This window comes from Mesorhizobium sp. RSR565B, assembly GCF_054719465.1.
In genome coordinates this window covers 1,760,418-1,780,175 of sequence record NZ_JBTTIE010000001.1, presented here as the reverse complement: position 1 = coordinate 1,780,175, position 19,758 = coordinate 1,760,418, and the positions used below count along the sequence as shown (strand labels likewise).

Genomic DNA, 19,758 nt, shown 5'->3' with positions numbered 1-19,758 from the left:
GGGAAAGATGAAAAATCTCGCACTTTCCCCGACCGCGAAGAGCAGTCAATCCACCGGCAAGCAGCCAACCGTCATGGAGACCATCATGAAACCCCTGTCATATGCCAGGCGCGGCGCGCGCTGGCTGATGGCGGCCGGTATCGCGGTCGCCATGTTCACCCCTGTGGCAAGCCACGCCGAAGATGCAGTCCCGATCACTCCGGAACTGCGGCTCGACCTCGACAATTCAAAAATCGTCAATCCGAGGCCGGAACGGATCGTGCCGTTCTTCACCAAAACAGGCACACAGAGGAGCTGCGACTACGTCGTCTACTCTCTGAGCTTTGGCCTGCGCGGCGACCCGCAAGGCTTTGCCGACCCAAGCTTTTCGGCCAGGCTGAAGAAACTCCAACTCGACTTCAAGGATCAGCTTCCGCACGGTCTTGCGATCGTCAACGTCAACGTGTCCGGCGACGGCACGGATGCGTCTGGCGGACCGCTGCCGGGTGCGACAATCAGCACCTCGGCTAATCCGAACGATACGGCAATGGTTTCCGATTTCCGGATTTCCGCCACCGATCTCGACGGCGCTGGGGCTGGCAATGAACGCGTCATCAATTTCAAGATCACCGCCAAGATCGACCATGCGGCGTTTCCTTCGCCGACCATCGTCGACAACCAGGGCATGATCAAGGTGACGCCGGGCGTCGGCACGGGGGCCATCATCCCGTCGCAGGATCCGGGCAAGCCCGACGACGGCTACTACAAGACCGGGGCCAAGACCTCGATCAAGATCGACCTCACCAACTGTGACAAGCGGCCTCCGCCTCCCGACCGGGAATGTTTCAAGGTGGAGCGCGGCACGGTCGATTGCGTGCAAGGCGGCGGCGCGTTCATCTACCACATGCCTGTCGGCCCGGAGATGGGCGGCAAATGGGTGCAGGTATCGACGACGACCCCAGGCATCATCATCATCCCCGACACGCAATTGGTGCCGGCGGGCGGCGGTGTGCTGAACTGGAAGATCGTCGGCGCATCGCCCGGCGACGTCATCCACCTCATCGTCACCGGCATCGAGACTTATGCCGGCCCGAAGGAGGGTTGGGGCCTGTGCTGCACGCAGACCATCGACATCATCATCCCGCGTGACCTGAGATGTCCGCCCAAGGACAAGGAACCGGACCTCAAGGTCGAGAAACGCGCCGATGTGACGCGTTGCACGATGGGCGGCGGCTGCGACTTCACCATCCGGGTCACCAATGTCGGCGACGGGCCGTATCACGGCAAGATCGTGCTCGACGAGGTGACGCTGCCGGCCGGCTCGACGCTGGATTCGGGGCCCAATCCGCCCTGGGTATGCATGCCCGGCGTGACCCCGATGACGTGCACCTATCCGGTGACCACGCTCAATCCGGGGGCCTCCATCAACCTCAAGCTCGGCTTCAAGCCGGCGGGTGGTTGGCAAGGCAGCGCGCTGCGCAACTGCGCCACCTATAATTACGGCGCCAGCGGCAAGCCGCTGTTCGGCAGCCAGCAGAACGATCGCGGCTGTGCCTCGATCCCGATCTGCCGGCGTGGCGACCGCGACCGCGATTGCCGGCCCCCGGTCGACAAGAAGGTCGACCTGATCCTGAAGAAGCGTGCCCGCATCCCGGTCTGCACACCCGACGGCATCTGCTACTTCGTGATCGACATCATCAACAATGGCAGCGTCCCCTATAATGGGCCGCTGACGGTTATCGACAATTACCCGGGCGGCGCGCCGGCCTCTTCGACCTTCGGCCCGTCTCCGCCCTGGACATGCGGACCGAACGGTCCCGGCCAGTTCCGCTGCGACAATGCAGGCATCGTGCTGATGCCGGGCGCCTCGACGCCGATCGTCGTCAGGGCGGTCATGCCGGCCGGCTACCAGTCGGATTCGGTCGAGAACTGCGCGGCGCTGAAGCCCGTCCCCGGTGAGGTCGACCTCACCAACAACAAGGCCTGCGCCAAGGAACGCTTCCGTCATCCCAATGGCGGCAAGCCGACCCTACGCATCACCAAGGTCTGCAATGGCTCGCTCGCCGGTGCGGCGGTGGTTTCCTGCCGCATCACCGTCATCAGCCTTGGCACCTCTGCCCCCACCGGTCCGGTGCGGGTCAACGATGCTGCCACGCTGATATCGGGTGGCGCGCCGGTCCAGATCCAGACCGTCACACCCGACGGTGCGGAATGGGCCTGCGGAGCGGTTCCGGCCAATGCGCTGTCGTGCCAGATTCCCGGCGCCGTGATGACTCCCGGAACATCGAGGCACTTCGACGTGACGGTCTCGGCCAATGGCGCGTTCGAGAACTGCGCACGCGGCTCGTATGGCCCGGCCCCTGGAGACGATATCGTCTACCCTATCGGCCAGGCCTGCGCCAAGGGCGGCGGCACGTCCACCATCAGCGTCAAGAAGACCGGCGATGCCGAGTGCCAGCCCGGGCAACCCTGCTCGTTCGAGATCACCATCACCAATGATGGCCAGACCGCCTTCTCCGGTCCGGTCCGCATCGGCGATGCGATCGGGGTGGACGGGCTGGGGCGGCTGCAAGGCGTCGCGATCACCTCGATCGAGCCGCCCTTCGGCTGCTCGCCCGAACCGACGACCTTGCCGTTGACCTGCATTGCCAACCTGACGCTCGGCGCCGGGGAAAGCCATGTGCACAAGGTCACCGTGGTCCTTCCCGACGCTCCCCTGGCCAATCTGCGGGGCAACGTCAGCGGCCAGAACTGCGTCGGGGTCTTGTCTCCCGACACCAGGGTGCAAGGCGGCGGCGACGTACTGCCCGGCGACCTGACCAATATCCAGGGCGATCGCGGCAAGGCCTATGCCTGCCATCCCTTCACCATCAAGCGCGAGGTGAAGAAGGAATGCTCGCCGGGGTTCGTCATGAACGATGCCGGTCGGTGCGTGTGTCCGGAAGGCACGACGTTCCGCAACGGCCAGTGCTCGCCCGACGGCGGCGTCATCATCCAGCCAAAGGATCCAAGGCCCTGCGTGCTGCTCAAGGGCCAGATCCGCACCGAGGATGGACGCTGTGTCTGCCCCCGCGGAACCGAGCTTGAGAACGGCGCTTGCATCAAGACCGACAAGCCTGGCTGCACCATCCCCGGTTCGGTCCCGACGTCGGACGGCAATGGCTGCTACTGCCCGGAAGGTACGCATCTCGACCGACAGGCAAATGCCTGCGTGCGCGACAAGCAGAAGCCCGAGGAGTGCGGCATACGCGGCCAGGTTCATGACGCCGATGGCGATTGTGTCTGCCCGCGTGGGACAGAGGTGCGCAATGGAGCCTGCCGGCCGATCCGGCCAAAGCCTGAACAATGCTCGATCCGTGGTCAGATCCAAAACGCCAATGGCGATTGCGTCTGCCCGGACGGCACAGAAGTCAGGGGCAAGGTCTGCCGGCCGATCCGGCCGAAGCCCGAGCAGTGCTCGATCCGCGGCCAGGTCCACGACGCCAACGGCAATTGTGTCTGCCCGCGGGGTACCGAGGTGCAAGGCAATGCCTGCCGGCAGAAGAAGCCTGTGCTGGAACAGTGCGACATACGCGGCCAGGTGCACAACAAGCGCGGCGAGTGTGTTTGCCCGCGCGGCACCCAGGTGATCGACGGCGCATGCCGCAAGCCGAGGCCGCAGGTGGGAGACTGCGCCCCGGGCTCGCAGATGGTCGGCGGCCAGTGCGTGCCGATCATCAAGCGGCGCTGCCCCGAAGGCACGGTTGGTCGGTTCCCGAACTGCAGGGCGATCCGGCAGCAGCCGTCGCTCGATCCGACCCTGTTGCTCAATCCAGGTGTCCTTCAGCAGTTCATACCGAAGCGCACGCCGCAGACGCAGGTACAGCCGCAAAGGGATCCGGCGGCCAACTTCAAGCCATAGGATCTGGATACGAGTCAAAATTCAGAACCCCGCCGGAGCGATCCGGCGGGGTTTTTCCTTGGGCGCGCTGCGGCGATCGGGCGGCCAGGTATTCGCCGAACCCGCTGCCGGGCGCAGCAAATACCGACTTTCCCTTTCCGGGATCATGGTCTAGAGCAGTTCATCGTTTGGTGGAAAAGCCGAACCGCTCTATCTCTTTGTTTTCACGCAATTCCGGACGGAAAGCCGTTCCCACTTTTCTTGGAATTGCTCTAGCAGTCGTCAAGGCCGCGCCCGCAAACAGGGCGCCCAAAGGGGCCGCATCATGAGCAGGAAGACCCTGATCGCGCCATCGGTGCTGGCGTCGAATTTCTCGAAGCTCGGCGACGAGGTCGAGGCGGTGACGGCGGCCGGCGCCGACTGGATCCATCTCGACGTGATGGACGGGCATTTCGTGCCCAACATCACCTTCGGCCCGCCGGTGATCAAGGCCATCCGCAACCGCACCAAGGCCTTTTTCGACTGCCATTTGATGATTGCGCCGGCCGATCCTTATCTGGCCGCCTTTGCCGATGCCGGCTGCGACGGCATGACCGTGCATGCCGAGGCCGGACCGCATCTCGACCGCTCGCTTCAGACCATCAAGGGTCTCGGCAAGAAGGCCGGCGTATCGCTCAATCCGGCGACGCCGGAAAGTGCGATCGAATATGTGCTCGACCGGCTCGACCTGATCCTGATCATGACCGTCAATCCGGGCTTTGGCGGCCAGGCCTTCATCCCGGCCATGGTCGACAAGGTCAAGCGGGTGAAAGCGCTGATCGGCAACCGGCCGATTCGCATCGAGGTCGACGGCGGCGTGTCGCCGGAAACCGCCCCCCTGGTCACATCAGCCGGCGCCGATGTGCTGGTGGCAGGCGCCGCCATCTTCAAGGGCGGCAGCGTCGAAGCCTACCGGGCCAATATAGAAGCCATCCGAACCGCGGCCGACCGGGCTGCCGGCTGACATCAGTTCCAGGGCAAGTTCCCGGCTGGTAGGTTCTCCTCGGCCTGATCTCCCTGCCTGATCCTTCGATCTCCCAAAAAGCCGTCAACGGGTGGCAGCCGCAAGGGCATCGCGGCAAGCGACAGGATCGCGGCATCCGGCACTAGTTTTGGCCCATAAATCTAGTGGATAACTGCCGAAGGGATCTGCATGCGGGGAGAGGTCAATCCGGCGGCATGACGCGCGTTAAGAAAAAATTATCCGTATTCGGGATCTCGAAGCTGTTTCTCGAGGGCACCTGCCATGCTGGCAGACAAACTTTCTTCAGAAGAACAAGTTTTTCACGATTTTAGTTACTTCCGGCGGATAAGATGCGGTCAACCTTCCTCTTTAAGTCGAATATCGTGATCTTTCGCTTGAGGGGCGGATGTCTTAGGAGTTACAGTAAATTTACAGGGGAAATCGTTTGCTTCGCGAACGGGCTAGCGGAGCATGGGAGAGCTACAGGAGTCGTATTGACCTACGGATCTGCCGATGTGAGCGAAGGCGCGGGACCCAAGAGCACACTCGCTAGTACGGTCTATCAACAGCTTCGCGACGATCTCCTGCGCGGCGTGTTTGAAAGTGAAAGCAAGCTTCGTGTCGAATGGGTGGTTTCCCGTTACGGCGCCGGCGCCTCACCGGTTCGCGAGGCCCTCAACCGACTTGCTTCGGAAGGCCTGCTCGGCCGCCACGACCAGCGCGGTTTCTTCATCATGCCGGTCAGCGCCCCAGAACTCGAGGAATTGACGCGCACCCGCTGCTGGCTGGAAGAGCGGGCGCTGCGTGAATCCATTGCCAACCGCACCGGCGAATGGGAAGAGCAGCTCGTGCTGGCCTTGCATCGCCTGGCGCGTGCCCCGCGCCGCTTGCCGGAGGATCCGTCCTCGAACAATCCGGAATGGGAAAAGCTGCACCGCGCCTTCCATCGGGCACTGATCGCAGGCTGCCGCTCGCATTGGCTGACCGGCTTTTGCGACCAGCTTTCGGATCAGGCCTCCCGTTACCGGCTGATCTCCCAGGACGGCAGCGAGCGCGACGAAATCAGTGAACATCGGCTGATTGCGGAGCGCACGGTGGATGGCGATGCGGACGGCGCCGTTGAAGCCCTCCTCAACCACTACCGTCTGACGGCAGCCATGTGCATGGAGCGCTTCAACGACAGCGGCGATCCACGCGTGAGCGCCACCAAGGCGCTGCGCAGCCGCAGATAGAAGCGCTTCCGGTCCGCTATCCAAAATCCGCCCGCTATCCAAAATCGCCCGCTATCCAAGTCCGCTTGCCTTCATCTGATCGGCGGCAAACCCGATTTCACGTTTTTGCCGGACGGAGGCGAAATCGTTTCCTTTGTTCCAAGGCCATGCGCTAGAGCCGGATGATTTCAGGCCGAATCGACCTGAAATCATCCGGCTAAATCAAAGGGTAGAGCATGTCCTCCGAAAACCGCTTCACACTTTTCGGCATCATGCTCTAGGGAAGGCGCATGACCAATCACCTGTTCGACGCGTTCCGCAGCCGGATTTCAGCCTCCGAGCGCATCCTGATGGCGACCGATGACGGACGCGCGATCGCCTATCGCGACATGCTGGCGCAATCGGCACAGCTGGCACATGCGCTGAGGCATTTCGGCGTCGAGCCTGGCGACCGCGTTGCCGTGCAGGTCGAAAAAAGCCCCGAATGCATTTTCCTTTACCTCGCCTGCCTGCGCGCCGGCGCGGTCTTCCTGCCGCTCAACACCGCCTACACGCTGGCCGAACTCGGCTATTTCTTCGGGGATGCCGAGCCGCGGCTGGTCGTCTGCGACCCGGCCCGCGCCGGCGCTATCGCGCCGTTGGCGCAGGCGTCGGGTGCTGCCACCGTCACGCTTGGCAGCAATGGTGAGGGCTCGCTGACCGCACTGGCGGCACAACAGCCCACGGATTTCGACGCCGTGGCGCGCGGGCCGGACGATCTGGCCGCAATCCTTTACACATCCGGCACCACCGGACGCTCCAAGGGCGCCATGCTCAGCCATGAAAACCTGGCCTCCAATGCGCGCGTGCTGGTCGAGCAATGGCGTTTCACCGGGGATGACGTGCTGATCCACGCGTTGCCGATCTTCCATACGCACGGCTTGTTCGTCGCCACCAACGTCACCCTGATGGCCGGCGCCTCGATGCTGTTCGAGCGGAAATTCGACGCCGGCCGCATCGTCTCGCTCTTGCCCCGCGCGACAGTGATGATGGGGGTGCCGACCTTCTATACCAGGCTCCTGCAGCAGGACGGGCTGGATGCCCAGGCGGCGAAGAACATCCGCCTGTTCGTTTCCGGCTCGGCGCCGCTGCTCGCCGAAACGCACAAGGCCTGGCGCGAGCGCACCGGCCACGCCATTCTCGAGCGCTACGGCATGACCGAGACCAACATGAACACGTCGAACCCCTATGAGGGCGAGCGTCGGGCCGGCACGGTCGGCTTCCCGCTGCCCGGCGTTTCGCTGCGCATCGCCGACCCTGACAGCGGCGATGCGCTTGGCCAGGGTGAAGTCGGCATGATCGAGGTCAAAGGTCCGAATGTCTTTTCCGGCTATTGGCGCATGCCGGAAAAAACCAAGGCGGAGTTTCGCAAGGACGGCTTCTTCATCACCGGCGACCTCGGCATCATCGACGCGGACGGCTACGTCCACATCGTCGGCCGCGGCAAGGATCTCATTATCTCCGGCGGCTACAACATCTATCCCAAAGAGATCGAGAGCGAGATCGACGCCGTTGCCGGCGTCTTGGAAAGTGCCGTCATCGGAATTGCCCATCCCGATTTCGGCGAAGGCGTCACCGCTGTCGTGGTGCGGGCGCCGGCATCGCAGATCACCGGGGCCGAGATCGTTGGCGCCATTGCCGGCCAGCTGGCCAAATACAAGCACCCGAAGCAGGTGATCTTCGTCGATGAGCTGCCGCGCAACACGATGGGCAAGGTGCAGAAGAACCTGCTGCGCGAGACCTACAAGGGTCTCTACGGCTAATCCATAGCCGGCTAATGTCTTTGCCCAAGCGCTTCGCCTGGACATCTGTTCGCGGTTCGGCAGTGGCGCCTTTTACCTGCGCGGCTTTTTCACCCGAGTGCTGGAACCCCACAAAGCGCGGTTCAGCAGGCTGCGTTTGCGCTTGCGCGGGATGAGGTCGACGTCGCTGACGAGCTTGGCGCCGCCCTCGCGCCGCTCCAGGGTGATCTTGCGGCTGTGGAAGGCTTCGAGCTCCGCACGATGCGCCACGCTGATGATGGTGACGTCAGGCAGTTCGCGGATCACCGTCAACATCATCGTGTCCTGGCTCTTCTCGTCGAGCGCCGAAGTCGCTTCATCCAGCACCACGATATCGGGGCGATGCAGCAGCAGGCGCGCGAAGGCGAGGCGTTGCTTTTCGCCGCCCGACAGCGTCTGGTCCCATGGCGCCTCTTCCTTGATCCTGCCGGTGAGATAGCCAAGCCCCACCTTGTCGAGGGCAGCCTTGATTTGCTTGATGGTCCACTTGTCCGCCGCCGCGGGATAGGCGACCGCGCGGCGAAGCGTTCCGGAAGGGATGTAGGGGCGTTGCGGCAGCATGAACAGGCGCCTGTCGGTGTGGAAATTGACGCTGCCGCCGCCCCATGGCCACAGGCCCGCGACGGCCCGCACCAGCGTCGACTTGCCTGAACCGGATTCGCCTGAAACCAGCACCCGCTCGCCCGGCTCGATCACGACCTCGGTTTCCTTGACCACGGAGGTGCCGTCGTCGAGTGTCACGGAAAGATTGTCGAGGCTGAGGATGGCGCCGTCTTCGGCTTCGCCTCGGTTGATGCGTCCGAGCGCATCGCTCTGCTCGGCGCGCTCGAGCCCGTCTAGCGACATCATCAGCGAGGCAATGCGCCGCGCGGAGGCGTTCCAGTCGGCGAGGCGCGGATAGTTGTCGACCAGCCAGCCGAACGCGCCTTGCACGATGCCAAAGGCAGACGCCGCCTGCATCACCTCGCCAAGCGTCATCGAGCCTTCGAGGAATTTTGGCGCGCACAAAAGGATCGGCACGACCGGCGCAAACAGGCTCGATCCCTGCGACACCGCCGCCGTGCGCATGTGCTGTCCGGTCAGCAGAGCCCATTGCCTCAGCACGTGGCCGAAATTTCTGTCGATGCCGCTGCGCTCCTCGTCCTCGCCTCCCAGCAAGGCGATGCTCTCGCCGTTTTCGCGCACGCGCGTCAGCGTGTAACGCAGTTCGGCCTCCGCCTGGTTCTTCCGCTCGGAGAGCTGGACGAAATCGCGGCCGATGACCACCATCGAGGTCGAGGTGATGGCGGCATAGATGATCGCGGTGATGACCAGAAAGCCGGGAATGGTGATGCTCTCGCCGCCGATCGGCAGGGTGAGCGCGCCGCCGATGGTCCACAGCACGACGATAAAGGTCGAGGCCGACAGGAACGCGTTGAGGACGCCGGCGGTGAAATCGACCGGCGACTCGGTGGCGATGCGCAGGTCCTCGGTCATGCGGGCCTCGGGGTTCTGGTGGTCGCCGCCCACGAGGTTCAGCTGGTAGTAGCGGCCGTTTGCCAGCCAGCGCGCGACCACCCCGGTGGTCAGCCAGGAACGCCAGCGGCGCTGGATCGTCATGCGCAGGTAGACCTGCGCGACGACAAGGCTGCCGCTGCAGATCACCAGCGGCACGAATACGGCGCTGAGGAGATAGACCGTGCGGGCGTTGCGCTGCTCGAGGGCATCGAACATCGAGCGGTTCCAGACATTGATGCCATACTGGAAACCGATGTTGATGCAGATCAGCAGCAGCACTCCGATCGTCAAAGGCCAGGCGAGCTTGTCGCCATGCCTCCCCCAATAGCCGCGCCCGCTGATCCAGAAACGCCGCAGCAGATATTTCTTGCGCGCCTGCTCGGCCTGCTCAGGCGTCAGCTTGGGATCGGGTTCGACGGCATCCGGCGGCGGCGCAGCCTCGCCAACGGGCTCGGAGGCGGCTTCCACTGTCGATGCTTTTTTCTCGCGCGGCGTGTCCTCGCGCGGTCCATCTCCGCGCGTTTGCCGTGACGGCTTTTCCCGGCGCGACTTCGTGGCATCGCGCGCTCCGACACCGTCGGTCGGTTCCGATTTGGGTTTTGCCTCGGACATATGCCCCGACAACGACCTCCATATCAAAAGGTTTCATGGTATGCGCCTGCCCGACGTTTCAGGAAACGTCCGTCATTGCGGATATAAAAGCCCAACGACATGCTCTGCCATGGCGAGGCTGGCGGTAAGGCCAGGGCTCTCGATGCCGAACAGATTGACGATCTGACCGCCCCCGTGGTCAGCCGGTCCCTGGATGACGAAGTCGGCGGGCGGCTGGCCCGGACCGGACAGTTTCGGCCTGACGCCGGCATAGGCCGGTTGCAAGGCGCCGTCCGCCAGGCCGGACCAGTAGCGCCTGATTTCGTCGTAGAAGGCAGCGCCTCGTGCGGGATCGACGGTATAGTCGACGCGATCGATCCATTCGACATCCGGGCCAAAGCGCGCGCTCCCCGACATGTCGAGGGTCAGATGCACGCCGAGGCCGCCATGGACCGGCACCGGATAGATCAGCCGCGAAAAGGGCGAGCGGCCGGAAAGCGCGAAATAATTGCCGCGCGCCAGCCACAGCGGCGGAACACGGTCTTGCGGGAGGCCTTCGATGCGGCCGGCGAGCGCCTGCGCGTCGAGGCCGGCGGCGTTGATGAAGGCGCCGGTCTTCAAGGTGAAACCCTCGCCATCGGCGTCGCGCGTGTCGATCCGGATGCCGTCGGCTTCGATGCTCGCGCCTGAGACAACGGTGAGCAAGGCGAAAGATGCGCCGGCCGCTTCCGCGTCTCCACGCAATGACAGCATCAGCGCCTGGCTGTCGACGATGCCGGTTGACGGCGACAGCAGCGCGCCGGCGCAGCTCAGCGCCGGTTCCAGGCTTTCAGCCTCTGCGCGCGTCAAAAGCTTGAGGTCACCGACTCCGCATTGCGCCGCGTTGATCTGGATCGCCTGCAGTTTGTCCAACTGCTCGGGTTGGACGGCAACGATCAGTTTGCCGGTGCGATGATGGGCGACGTCGTGCTCGCGGCAATAGGCATAGAGACGCTCGCGGCCGTTGACGCAGAGACGGGCCTTCAGGCTGCCCGGCGTATAATGAAGCCCGGCATGGATGACTTCCGAATTGCGCGAACTGGTGCCCGTGCCGATGGCTGCGGCCTTCTCGACCACCAGCACCTCGCGGCCCGACAGCGCCAGCGCGCGGGCAATGGCGAGGCCGACAACACCGGCTCCGGCGACAACGCAGTCGACATCATGCATGGGTGGACTTTAGCGCGGACTGTCCGCGCCTGCAAAAACCTTGTCGCCGCCGATCCAGACGCCGTTGACGTCGAGGGCGTCCGACAGAGCGACGATATCGGCAGCCGTGCCATTGGCGAAGCGGCCGAGCCGGTGGGCCTGGCCGACCGCCTGCGCCGGATAGAGCGAGGCCATGCGCAACGCTTCCGACAGGTCCAGCCCGACGATCCTGTGCATGTAGCGGACGGCCGAGATCATATCGAGATCGGCGCCGGCCAGCGTGCCGTCGGCCAGCCGCAGACTGCCATCCTTGCGATAGATGATGCGGCCGTTAAGGGTGAACGACGTCATGTCGGTGCCGATCGTCGCCATGGCGTCGGTGACCAGCACGATCCTGCCCGGCCCCTGCTTGGCGCGCAGCGCGATTGCCATGGTGGCGGGATCGACATGGATGCCGTCGGCGATGATCCCGGCCGACAGACTGCCTATGTCGATGGCCGCACCCGCCAGCCCCGGCTCACGGTTGCCGATCTGGCTCATGGCGTTGAACAGATGTGTGACCACGCTGGCGCCGGCATCGGCAAAGGCTCTGGCCGTGGCGTAGCCGGTGTCGGAATGGCCGAGGCTGACAATCACACCGGCCTTGGCCAAGGCCGCAACGCGGGCAGGCTCGACGGATTCAGGCGCTATCGTCGTCAGCAGCACCGGCAGGTTTTTGCGTGCCGCGACCAGCGCCGCTTCATCCGCATCCGTCATCGGCCGGATCAGCGCCGGTTCATGCGCGCCCTTACGGGCGACGGAGAGATGCGGCCCTTCGAGATGCAGGCCGAGAAATCCCGGCAGTTTTTGCCGTGCCGCCCCGGTGCCGGCGGCAATGGCCGCGGCGGTGATGTCAGGCGTATCTGTGATCAGCGTCGGCAGCAGTGCGGTCGTGCCGAACGGCGCATGCGCCCGGCAGATTGTTGCCAGCGAGGCGACATCGGGATGGTCGTTGAGCATGACGCCGCCGCCGCCATTGACCTGCAGGTCGACAAAACCCGGCACCAGCATGCCGCCCCCGGCGTCGATGCGGGCAACGCCCGACGGAATGGCGCCGACGGGATGAATGCCTTCGACCACATCGCCGTGCACGACAAGGGCGGCGTTGTCATGCCAGTCGTCGCCATCGAAAATTCGGGCGCCAGTCAGGGCAAAACGGTCGCTCATACGGTTTCCGTCACCTTGCGCAGATTGCGCGGTACATCCGGATCGAGGCCGCGATGGCGGGCGAAGGCTTCGACGAAGCCGTAGAAGGAGACGATCAGCGTCAGCGGGTCAGTCAAGGGATGACCGGTGGCGACATGCGGCAGCCGCGCCGCGCTCTTGGCTTTGTCCGAGGTTACAAAAACTGCTGCACCCTTGCCGGCAAGGTTGTCGGCAGCCTCTGCCACGGACGGCTCGGAGGCATCGCGGGCGGCGAGCGCCAGCACCGGGAAGCCTGGCCCGACCAGGGCCAGCGGGCCGTGCATGACTTCGGCGGCGCTATAGGCCTCTGCATGCATGCCGCAGGTCTCCTTGAATTTCAGCGCCGCCTCGTTGGCCATCGCCGCCGACGGGCCACGTCCCAGGATGAACAGCGATTGCGGTGTCTCCAATGCGCCGGCCAGCGCCATCCAGTCGCAGGCGATCGCCTTGCTGAAATGCTCGGGCAGGCGGGCAAGGGCGGCCAGCAGTCTGTCGTCGCCGGTGCAATGCGCCATCAGCGCCAGGCCGGCGACCGCCGAATTGACGAATGTCTTGGTCGCCGCGACGCTGCGCTCGGGGCCGGCCAGAATGTCGATGGCAAAATCCGAAGCCCGCGCCAGCGGCGAATCGGCGGTGTTGGTGATGGCGACGGTGAGCGCACCGCCGGCTCGTGCCGTCTCGGCCATGGCGACGATATCAGGGCTTTTGCCGGATTGCGAGATGGCGAGGCAAGCCGAACCGGCGAGCTTGAGCTTGGCGCCGTAGATCGAGGCGACCGATGGACCGACCGAAGCGACGGCCAGGCCGGCGGTCAGTTCGACGGCATATTTCATGAAGGTGGCGGCATGGTCGGACGAACCGCGCGCGACGGTAACGACGAAGCTCGGATCGCGCTCGCGAATGCCGCGTCCGGCCTCGGTCAGCACCGCCGCCGAGCCATCGAGCAGGCGAGCGACGGCTTGCGGAATTTCGTCGATCTCGCGCCGCATATGGGTGGTCTTGGGGATCATGGTCGGCCCTCTTCGCTCGGCCCTGTCAGGCGCAATTCGGCGACGAAATCATAGGCATCGCCGCGGTAGATGGAGCGGGTGAACTCGATCACCTTGCCGCTCGCGAGATAGGAAATGCGTTCGATGTGCAGGCCGGCAATGCCGGATGGCACTTCGAGCAGACGCGCATCGGCGTCGCCGAGATTGGCGGCCGATATGCGCTGCACCGCCCGCACCGGCCGGTTACCGGTCAGTTGCAGCGCCGCATAGAGTGACGAGCCTATCCCGGCCGGATCCGGCAGCACGCTGGCCGACAACGAGGCGCGCTCGATGGCCAGCGGCGTGTCGTTTGCGATGCGCAGGCGCGCCACGCGCGCCACCAGCTCGTTCGACGACAGGCCGAGCACCATCATCTCGTCGGGCGAGGGCGGGTAGAGGTCGCGATCGAGCCAGGCTGAACGCACCGCCATGCCGCGCCTTGCCATGTCCTCGGTAAATGAAGTGAGCCTGGAGAGCGACTGCTCGACGCGCTCCATGCGCGGCGCGACGAAGGTGCCGGAGCCGTGGCGCTGCACGAGGATGCCGCCCTTGACCAGATCCTGCACCGCCTTGCGCACGGTGACGCGCGAAATGTCGGCCTTGGTGGCGATGTCGCGCTCGGAAGGCAGCGCATCGCCCGGCCCGATCAGGCCGCGATTGACGGCGTCCTCGATGCTTTTCCTGAGCTGCAGATAGAGCGGGGCGCCGCTCTGCGACGACTGCTTCAGCGTGGCGAAGATCTGGTCGGCGGCGTCGCTCATCGCGTCGCCTCCGCTTTGGCGAAGATGCGGGCCGCCATCTGCACGGCGCCGCCCAGCGCATCGTCGAGCGGCGCTTTCACCAGCGCCTGGTAGCGCTGGGAAAGGCGCGGCCCATAGAGCGGCGCCAGCCCGCCGAGCAGGCAGAGCGGGGCGTCATCAGAGAGGTCGAGCGCGTGGAGCGACTCCTCGACATCGGCAACCGACTTGTCCACGATCCAGTTGGCGACGCTGTCGCCCTTCTCGGCATGCTCGAAAACCTTGGGCGCGAAGCCGCCGAAATCGCCGGGCTTGGCATTGGTGGTGAACTCGACCACGTCTTCGGGATTGTTGCGGAAAATGCCCATCATGCTGTCGGTCAGGACTGAGCGCGGCCGGACGCCGTCATGGGCGAGCAGCGTCTGCTCCAGCAGGTCGCGGCCGATCCGGGCGCCGCTGCCTTGATCACCGACCTGAAAGCCCCAGCCGCCGATGGCGCGCGACGTGCCGCCCTTGCGCGCCATATAGGCGGTGCCGGTGCCGAGGATGGCCATGGCGCCGTCACCAGAGCCGACTGCCCCTTCGAGCGCGATCTCGGCGTCCGTCTCGACGCGGCTGATGCTGAACGGGAGGATTGCTTCAAGCTGCTGGCGGTAGGTGCCGACATTGGCGCCGGCAAGGCCGAGAATGGCTGGTGTCTGCGGGATCAGGTCCGGATCTTGCCCGGCGGCGATGAAGGCCTGACGAGCAGCCTCGACGATGTGGGTGCGAGCGCCGGTGAGATCGGTGCGGATGTTGGCGGCGCCGCTTTTGGCACGGCCAATGACAACGCCATCGCCTGTCGCAAGGGCTGCCCTGCAGCTGGTGCCGCCGCCGTCGATACCGAGCACGAATTTCACGCGATGTCTCCTCCGGGCGGATAATACCAATAAAATACCAATAGCCAAGGGATTAATTCCGTTTCAAAAAGATTAAGGCGTATCAGGTTGAAAAACCCGGGAATTTCGCCGGCTCAACGATTTCCAGTTCGCAATTCGTTAATGCGTGTGGACAAGTGGTATTTTTTTGGTATTGTTCTTCCATCGGAGGGACAGGGATGGCCGAACCGCGCACCGAAGCGCTTCACAGCAATGCCGAGGGACTGGACATCCAGGCCCCGGACGCCATCCTTTCTTCTTTGGTCAATGCGCAGATCGAGGCCGCCAAGGCTGTGCGCGACGCCATTCCCGCCATCGCCGCCGCAGCCGAAATCATCGCCGGGCGGCTGAACGGCGGCGGCAAGCTCGCCTATGCTGCGGCCGGCAGCTCCGGCCTGATGGCGCTGGCTGACGCGCTGGAGTTGCCCGGCACCTTCGGCATCAAGCGCGAACGCATCGCCATCCTCATCGCCGGTGGCGACGACGCTTTCAAGACCCTGGCCGGCGGACCGGAAGACGACACCGACGAAGCCTCGACGGCAATTGCCGGCGCCGGCATCGGCAAGGGCGACTGCCTGATCGCGATTTCGGCCAGCGGCTCGACGCCCTATGCGGTGCAGGCGCTGAAGGATGCGCGCAGCCGGGGCGCGGCAACCATCGCCATTGCCAACAACAAGGACACGCCCCTGCTCAGGCTGGCCGACGTCGCCATCCTGCTCGAGACGCCACCGGAGGTGATTGCCGGCTCGACGCGCATGGGCGCCGGCACTGCCCAGAAGATCGCGCTCAACATGCTGTCGACGCTTACCGCCATCCATCTCGGCCATGTCCATGACGGCTACATGGTCAATCTCACCGCCGACAACATCAAGCTGCGCGACCGCGCGGCTCGCATCGTCGCCGCTATCAGCGGCCGCGACCGGCAAGACGCCGTGCGGCTGCTCGAAGCGAGCGGCGGCGTCGTCAAGACAGCCATTCTGCTCGCCGCCGGCGCTGCCAACGCCGTTGCGGCCGAGAAGATACTGGAAGGGACCGGCCAGAAGCTGCGGCCGGCCCTTTCCGCGATCGAGGGGAACAAGGGCGCGAAGGCCCCTGTTCTCAAAACCGAACCTGAAAAAGGTCAACAGGGAGACTAGCATGACAACGAGATTACTGACGGCACTGCTTCTCGGCACCAGCATTCTCGGCACCGCCGGGTTGGCTCACGCCGATGACGTAACGCTCAATATCGAAAGCTGGCGCGGCGACGACCTTGCCATCTGGAAGGACAAGCTGATCCCGGCTTTTGAGGCCAAGAACCCGGGCATCAAAGTGGTGTTCGCACCGTCGGCGCCGACCGAGTATGACGCCGCACTCGGCGCCAAGCTCGCCGCCGGCTCGGCTGGCGACCTGATCACCTGCCGCCCGTTCGACAAATCGCTCGAACTGTTCAAGAAGGGCAACCTTGCCGATCTGTCTTCGCTGCCCGGCATGGAGAACTTCTCACCGGTCGCCAAGGCGGCATGGCAGACCGACGATGGCAAGGCGAGCTTCTGCGTCCCGATGGCCTCGGTCATTCACGGCTTCATCTACAACAAGGACGCCTTCGACAAGCTCGGCCTCAAGGTGCCGACGACGCGTGACGAGTTCTTCGCCGCGCTCGACAAGATCAAGGCCGACGGCACCTACATCCCGATGGCTATGGGCACCAAGGACCTCTGGGAAGCCGCGACCATGGGCTATCAGAACATCGGTCCGAACTACTGGAAGGGCGAAGAGGGCCGCGCAGCGCTGATCAAGGGCGACCAGAAGCTGACCGACAAGGACTGGGTTGCTCCCTATGAGGAACTGGCCAAGTGGAAGCCTTATCTCGGCGACGGCTTCGAGGCCCAGACCTATCCGGACAGCCAGAACCTGTTCACGCTTGGCCGCGCCGCCATCTACCCGGCGGGATCGTGGGAGATCGGCCTGTTCAACACCCAGGCGCAGTTCAAGATGGGCGCCTTCCCGCCGCCGGTCGAGAAGGCCGGCGACACCTGCTACATCTCCGACCATACCGATATCGGCATGGGCCTGAATGCGGCGTCGAAGAATGCCGACGCGGCCAAGACCTTCCTGTCCTGGGTCGCCTCGCCGGACTTCGCCACCATCTACGCCAACGCTTTGCCGGGCTTCTTCAGCCTAAATTCCACCCCGGTGAAGATGGAAGACCCGCTGGCGCAGGAATTCGTCTCCTGGCGCGACAAGTGCAAGTCGACGATCCGCTCGACCTACCAGATCCTGTCGCGCGGCACGCCGAACCTCGAAAACGAGACGTGGGTTGAATCGGCCAACGTCATCAACGGCACCGACACGCCGGAAGCTGCGGCCAAGAAGCTGCAGGACGGCCTCGACAGCTGGTACAAGCCGGGCAAGTAAGCTCAGAGACAGACAGGGCCCCAAGTGGACGGCCCTGCGTTTTTCGATAGCATCATCGACTACGAACGACGGCGCCGCCCCTCATCCGCCTGCCGGCACCTTCTCCCCGTATAGTGACGGGGAGAAGGATCAGCCGAAACGCAGGCGCCCCTTCTCCCCGTCCTTCACGGGGAGAGGGTAAGGGTGAGGGGCAGCGCTGCCGTCGAAGGCATTGCTAAACCTGATCGGCGGGGACCGCACTCATGGCCGCACAAACACGACCGAAACGACCGTTCCGCTGGCATATCGGCGTCTTCCTGGCGCCGGCGCTGCTGGTCTATACGGCGATCATGATCCTGCCGCTCGCCGGCACGCTGCAGCTGTCGCTGTTCCGCAATGTCGATCAGCATCAGGTGTTCGTCAGTTTCACCAATTTCCGTACGTTGTTCGGCGACCCCAACTGGTCGGTCGGCTTCTGGAACGCGCTGCGGAACAATACCTGGTTCTTCATCATCCACATGGTGGTGCAGAACCCGATCGGTGTCATGCTGGCGGCATTGCTGTCCAGCCCGAGGCTGAGATTCGCCGCCTTCTACCGCACCGCGATCTTCGTGCCGACCATCCTGTCCTTCGTCATCGTCGGTTTCGCCTGGAAACTGATCCTGTCGCCGTTGTGGGGCGTGGCGCCGCATCTGATGGATCTGGTCGGCCTGAAAAGCCTGTTCACGCCGTGGCTCGGCAAAGAACAATATGCCCTGACCGCGCTCAGCCTGATCTCGGTGTGGCAGTTCGTCGGCATCCCGATGATGCTGATCTATGCAGCCCTTTTGTCGATCCCCGAAGAGGTGATCGAGGCGGCCGAATGTGACGGCATCACCGGCATGTCGCAGTTCTGGAAGATCAAGCTGCCGCTGATCCTGCCGTCGATCGGCATCATCTCGATCCTGACCTTCGTCGGCAATTTCAACGCCTTCGACCTGATCTACACCGCGCAAGGGGCGCTCGCCGGCCCGAACTATTCGACCGATATTCTGGGCACTTTCCTCTACCGCGCCTTCTTCGGCTTTCAGTTGCAGACCGGCGATCCCAATATGGGCGCGGCGATCGCCACGATGATGTTCCTGATCATCCTCGGCGGCGTCTGCGTCTACCTGTTCCTCGTCCAGACGCGCCTGCGTCGCTACCAGTTCTGAGGGGCGAGATGTCGAGCTTGAACACCCCCCTCTGGCCTGCCGGCCATCTCCCCCGCAAGGGGGGAGATTGGCAGCTCTGGCCTTGCCGCTCGTCTTGCAACGTTGGCGATTGGCGAAAGCAGTCGCGGCATCTGATCTCCCCCCTTGCGGGGGAGATGTCCGGCAGGACAGAGGGGGGTGCCTTGGTGCCGACCTCAACAGTCATCGCTCGTCAGGAGACCTTCCAATGAGCACCGCCACCCGTTCGCTGCCCCGCACCATCGGCGCCCACGCGATCCTGTTGACCTACACGGCGATCGCGCTGTTTCCGGTGATCCTGGTCATCATGAACTCGTTCAAATCTCGCGCCGGCATCTTCAGCGAGCCGCTGACGCCGCCGACGCCAAAAACCTTCGACCTGATCGGCTACACCACGGTGATCGGCCAGGGCGACTTCATCCATTATTTCCAGAACAGCCTGGTCGTCACCGTCGCCTCGCTGTTCTTCGTGCTTCTGTTCGGCGCGATGGCGGCGTTCGCGCTCTCGGAATACCGCTTCCGCGGCAACACGCTGATGGGGCTTTACCTCGCGCTCGGCATCATGATCCCGATCCGGCTCGGCACCGTCGCCATCCTGCAATTGATGGTGGCGAGCGGGCTGGTCAACACGCTGACGGCGCTGATCCTGGTCTACACCGCGCAGGGGCTGCCGCTGGCCGTCTTCATCCTGTCGGAATTCATGAAGCAGGTGTCCGACGATCTGAAGAATGCCGGCCGCATCGACGGCCTGTCGGAATACACGATCTTCTTCCGGCTGGTGCTGCCGCTGGTGCGGCCGTCGATGGCGACGGTCGCCGTCTTCACCATGATCCCGATCTGGAACGATCTGTGGTTCCCGCTGATCCTGGCGCCGTCGGAAGAGACCAAGACGGTGACGCTCGGCGCGCAGTTGTTCCTCGGCCAGTTCGTCACCAACTGGAACGCCATCCTGGCCGCACTCTCGCTGGCGATCATGCCGGTGCTGACCTTCTACGTCATCTTCTCGCGGCAGCTGATCCGCGGCATCACATCCGGAGCCGTCAAGTGAGCGGAGCCCTACAAATCTCTGCTGGAGCCTTCACCCCACCCGGCGCTGCGC

General features: G+C 64.1%; 14 protein-coding genes. 8 read left to right on the top strand and 6 right to left on the bottom strand.

All coding sequences use genetic code 11. From position 1 onward, the window contains the following. The first annotated feature begins 7 nt into the window (after positions 1-7). From ACYG9R_RS08465 to ACYG9R_RS08450, 4 genes are all read left to right on the top strand, one after another. Positions 8-3,880 (top strand): DUF7929 domain-containing protein, encoded by a 3,873-nt coding sequence (locus ACYG9R_RS08465; RefSeq protein WP_023823850.1) that lies wholly within the window; start codon positions 8-10, stop codon positions 3,878-3,880. A gap of 304 nt (positions 3,881-4,184) precedes the next feature. After that, a complete protein-coding gene (gene rpe / locus ACYG9R_RS08460; protein WP_023823849.1) occupies positions 4,185-4,862 on the top strand; it encodes a ribulose-phosphate 3-epimerase in 678 nt (225 codons plus the stop codon). Between the two features lie 494 nt (positions 4,863-5,356). Beyond that, the gene (locus ACYG9R_RS08455) at positions 5,357-6,094 is read left to right on the top strand and encodes a GntR family transcriptional regulator (RefSeq protein ID WP_023694237.1); all 738 of its coding nucleotides are present in this window, start codon (positions 5,357-5,359) and stop codon (positions 6,092-6,094) included. 269 nt (positions 6,095-6,363) lie between these two features. Further along, positions 6,364-7,875, top strand: a complete 1,512-nt coding sequence (locus tag ACYG9R_RS08450) for a malonate--CoA ligase (RefSeq protein WP_031195257.1) — start codon at positions 6,364-6,366, stop codon at positions 7,873-7,875. Positions 7,876-7,947: 72 nt separating this feature from the next. On the opposite strand, the gene ACYG9R_RS08445 is transcribed toward ACYG9R_RS08450, so the two are convergent. The 6 genes from ACYG9R_RS08445 to ACYG9R_RS08420 all read right to left on the bottom strand — a co-directional run bounded on the left by ACYG9R_RS08445 (position 7,948) and on the right by ACYG9R_RS08420 (position 15,054). Next, positions 7,948-10,002, bottom strand: a complete 2,055-nt coding sequence (locus tag ACYG9R_RS08445; RefSeq protein ID WP_027049251.1) for an ABC transporter ATP-binding protein/permease — start codon at positions 10,000-10,002, stop codon at positions 7,948-7,950. A gap of 72 nt (positions 10,003-10,074) precedes the next feature. Further along, a complete protein-coding gene (locus ACYG9R_RS08440) occupies positions 10,075-11,187 on the bottom strand; it encodes an NAD(P)/FAD-dependent oxidoreductase (RefSeq protein ID WP_023696931.1) in 1,113 nt (370 codons plus the stop codon). A gap of 9 nt (positions 11,188-11,196) precedes the next feature. Continuing rightward, positions 11,197-12,372 (bottom strand): N-acetylglucosamine-6-phosphate deacetylase, encoded by a 1,176-nt coding sequence (gene nagA, locus ACYG9R_RS08435; RefSeq protein ID WP_023806186.1) that lies wholly within the window; start codon positions 12,370-12,372, stop codon positions 11,197-11,199. Continuing rightward, positions 12,369-13,400: an SIS domain-containing protein gene (locus ACYG9R_RS08430; protein ID WP_023684262.1), complete on the bottom strand. Its 1,032-nt coding sequence runs from the start codon at positions 13,398-13,400 to the stop codon at positions 12,369-12,371. The genes nagA and ACYG9R_RS08430 overlap by 4 nt, the downstream gene beginning before the upstream one ends. Next, the gene (locus tag ACYG9R_RS08425) at positions 13,397-14,179 is read right to left on the bottom strand and encodes a GntR family transcriptional regulator (RefSeq protein WP_023696933.1); all 783 of its coding nucleotides are present in this window, start codon (positions 14,177-14,179) and stop codon (positions 13,397-13,399) included. Before ACYG9R_RS08425 ends, ACYG9R_RS08430 begins: the two co-directional genes overlap by 4 nt. Beyond that, complete coding sequence (locus ACYG9R_RS08420; RefSeq protein ID WP_023702502.1) at positions 14,176-15,054, bottom strand: glucosamine kinase nucleotide-binding domain-containing protein; 879 nt, start codon at positions 15,052-15,054, stop codon at positions 14,176-14,178. The genes ACYG9R_RS08425 and ACYG9R_RS08420 overlap by 4 nt, the downstream gene beginning before the upstream one ends. Before the next feature lie 197 nt (positions 15,055-15,251). On the opposite strand from ACYG9R_RS08420, the gene ACYG9R_RS08415 reads away from it, so the two are divergent. The 4 genes from ACYG9R_RS08415 (at position 15,252) to ACYG9R_RS08400 (ending at position 19,707) form a co-directional block, all read left to right on the top strand. Then, positions 15,252-16,208, top strand: coding sequence for an N-acetylmuramic acid 6-phosphate etherase (locus ACYG9R_RS08415; RefSeq protein ID WP_023696935.1), 957 nt, complete (start codon positions 15,252-15,254; stop codon positions 16,206-16,208). 1 nt (position 16,209) lies between these two features. Beyond that, positions 16,210-17,469 carry an ABC transporter substrate-binding protein gene (locus ACYG9R_RS08410; protein ID WP_023823848.1) on the top strand — a complete coding sequence of 420 codons (1,260 nt, stop codon included), beginning with the start codon at positions 16,210-16,212 and terminating at the stop codon, positions 17,467-17,469. 242 nt (positions 17,470-17,711) lie between these two features. Further along, on the top strand, positions 17,712-18,641 hold the full coding sequence (locus ACYG9R_RS08405; RefSeq protein ID WP_023822104.1) for a carbohydrate ABC transporter permease: 930 nt from the start codon (positions 17,712-17,714) through the stop codon (positions 18,639-18,641). A gap of 226 nt (positions 18,642-18,867) precedes the next feature. Then, positions 18,868-19,707, top strand: a complete 840-nt coding sequence (locus ACYG9R_RS08400; protein WP_023823847.1) for a carbohydrate ABC transporter permease — start codon at positions 18,868-18,870, stop codon at positions 19,705-19,707. Positions 19,708-19,758 lie beyond the last annotated feature (51 nt).

Bases quoted from the DNA above. Each gene is read 5' to 3' on its own strand.
- ACYG9R_RS08430 (WP_023684262.1), bottom strand. From the start codon at position 13,400: ATGATCCCCAAGACCACCCATATGCGGCGCGAGATCGACGAAATTCCG.
- ACYG9R_RS08400 (WP_023823847.1), top strand. From the start codon at position 18,868: ATGAGCACCGCCACCCGTTCGCTGCCCCGCACCATCGGCGCCCACGCG.
- ACYG9R_RS08450 (WP_031195257.1), top strand. From the start codon at position 6,364: ATGACCAATCACCTGTTCGACGCGTTCCGCAGCCGGATTTCAGCCTCC.
- ACYG9R_RS08440 (WP_023696931.1), bottom strand. From the start codon at position 11,187: ATGCATGATGTCGACTGCGTTGTCGCCGGAGCCGGTGTTGTCGGCCTC.
- nagA (WP_023806186.1), bottom strand. From the start codon at position 12,372: ATGAGCGACCGTTTTGCCCTGACTGGCGCCCGAATTTTCGATGGCGAC.
- rpe (WP_023823849.1), top strand. From the start codon at position 4,185: ATGAGCAGGAAGACCCTGATCGCGCCATCGGTGCTGGCGTCGAATTTC.
- ACYG9R_RS08415 (WP_023696935.1), top strand. From the start codon at position 15,252: ATGGCCGAACCGCGCACCGAAGCGCTTCACAGCAATGCCGAGGGACTG.
- ACYG9R_RS08465 (WP_023823850.1), top strand. From the start codon at position 8: ATGAAAAATCTCGCACTTTCCCCGACCGCGAAGAGCAGTCAATCCACC.
- ACYG9R_RS08425 (WP_023696933.1), bottom strand. From the start codon at position 14,179: ATGAGCGACGCCGCCGACCAGATCTTCGCCACGCTGAAGCAGTCGTCG.
- ACYG9R_RS08445 (WP_027049251.1), bottom strand. From the start codon at position 10,002: ATGTCCGAGGCAAAACCCAAATCGGAACCGACCGACGGTGTCGGAGCG.
- ACYG9R_RS08405 (WP_023822104.1), top strand. From the start codon at position 17,712: ATGGCCGCACAAACACGACCGAAACGACCGTTCCGCTGGCATATCGGC.
- ACYG9R_RS08410 (WP_023823848.1), top strand. From the start codon at position 16,210: ATGACAACGAGATTACTGACGGCACTGCTTCTCGGCACCAGCATTCTC.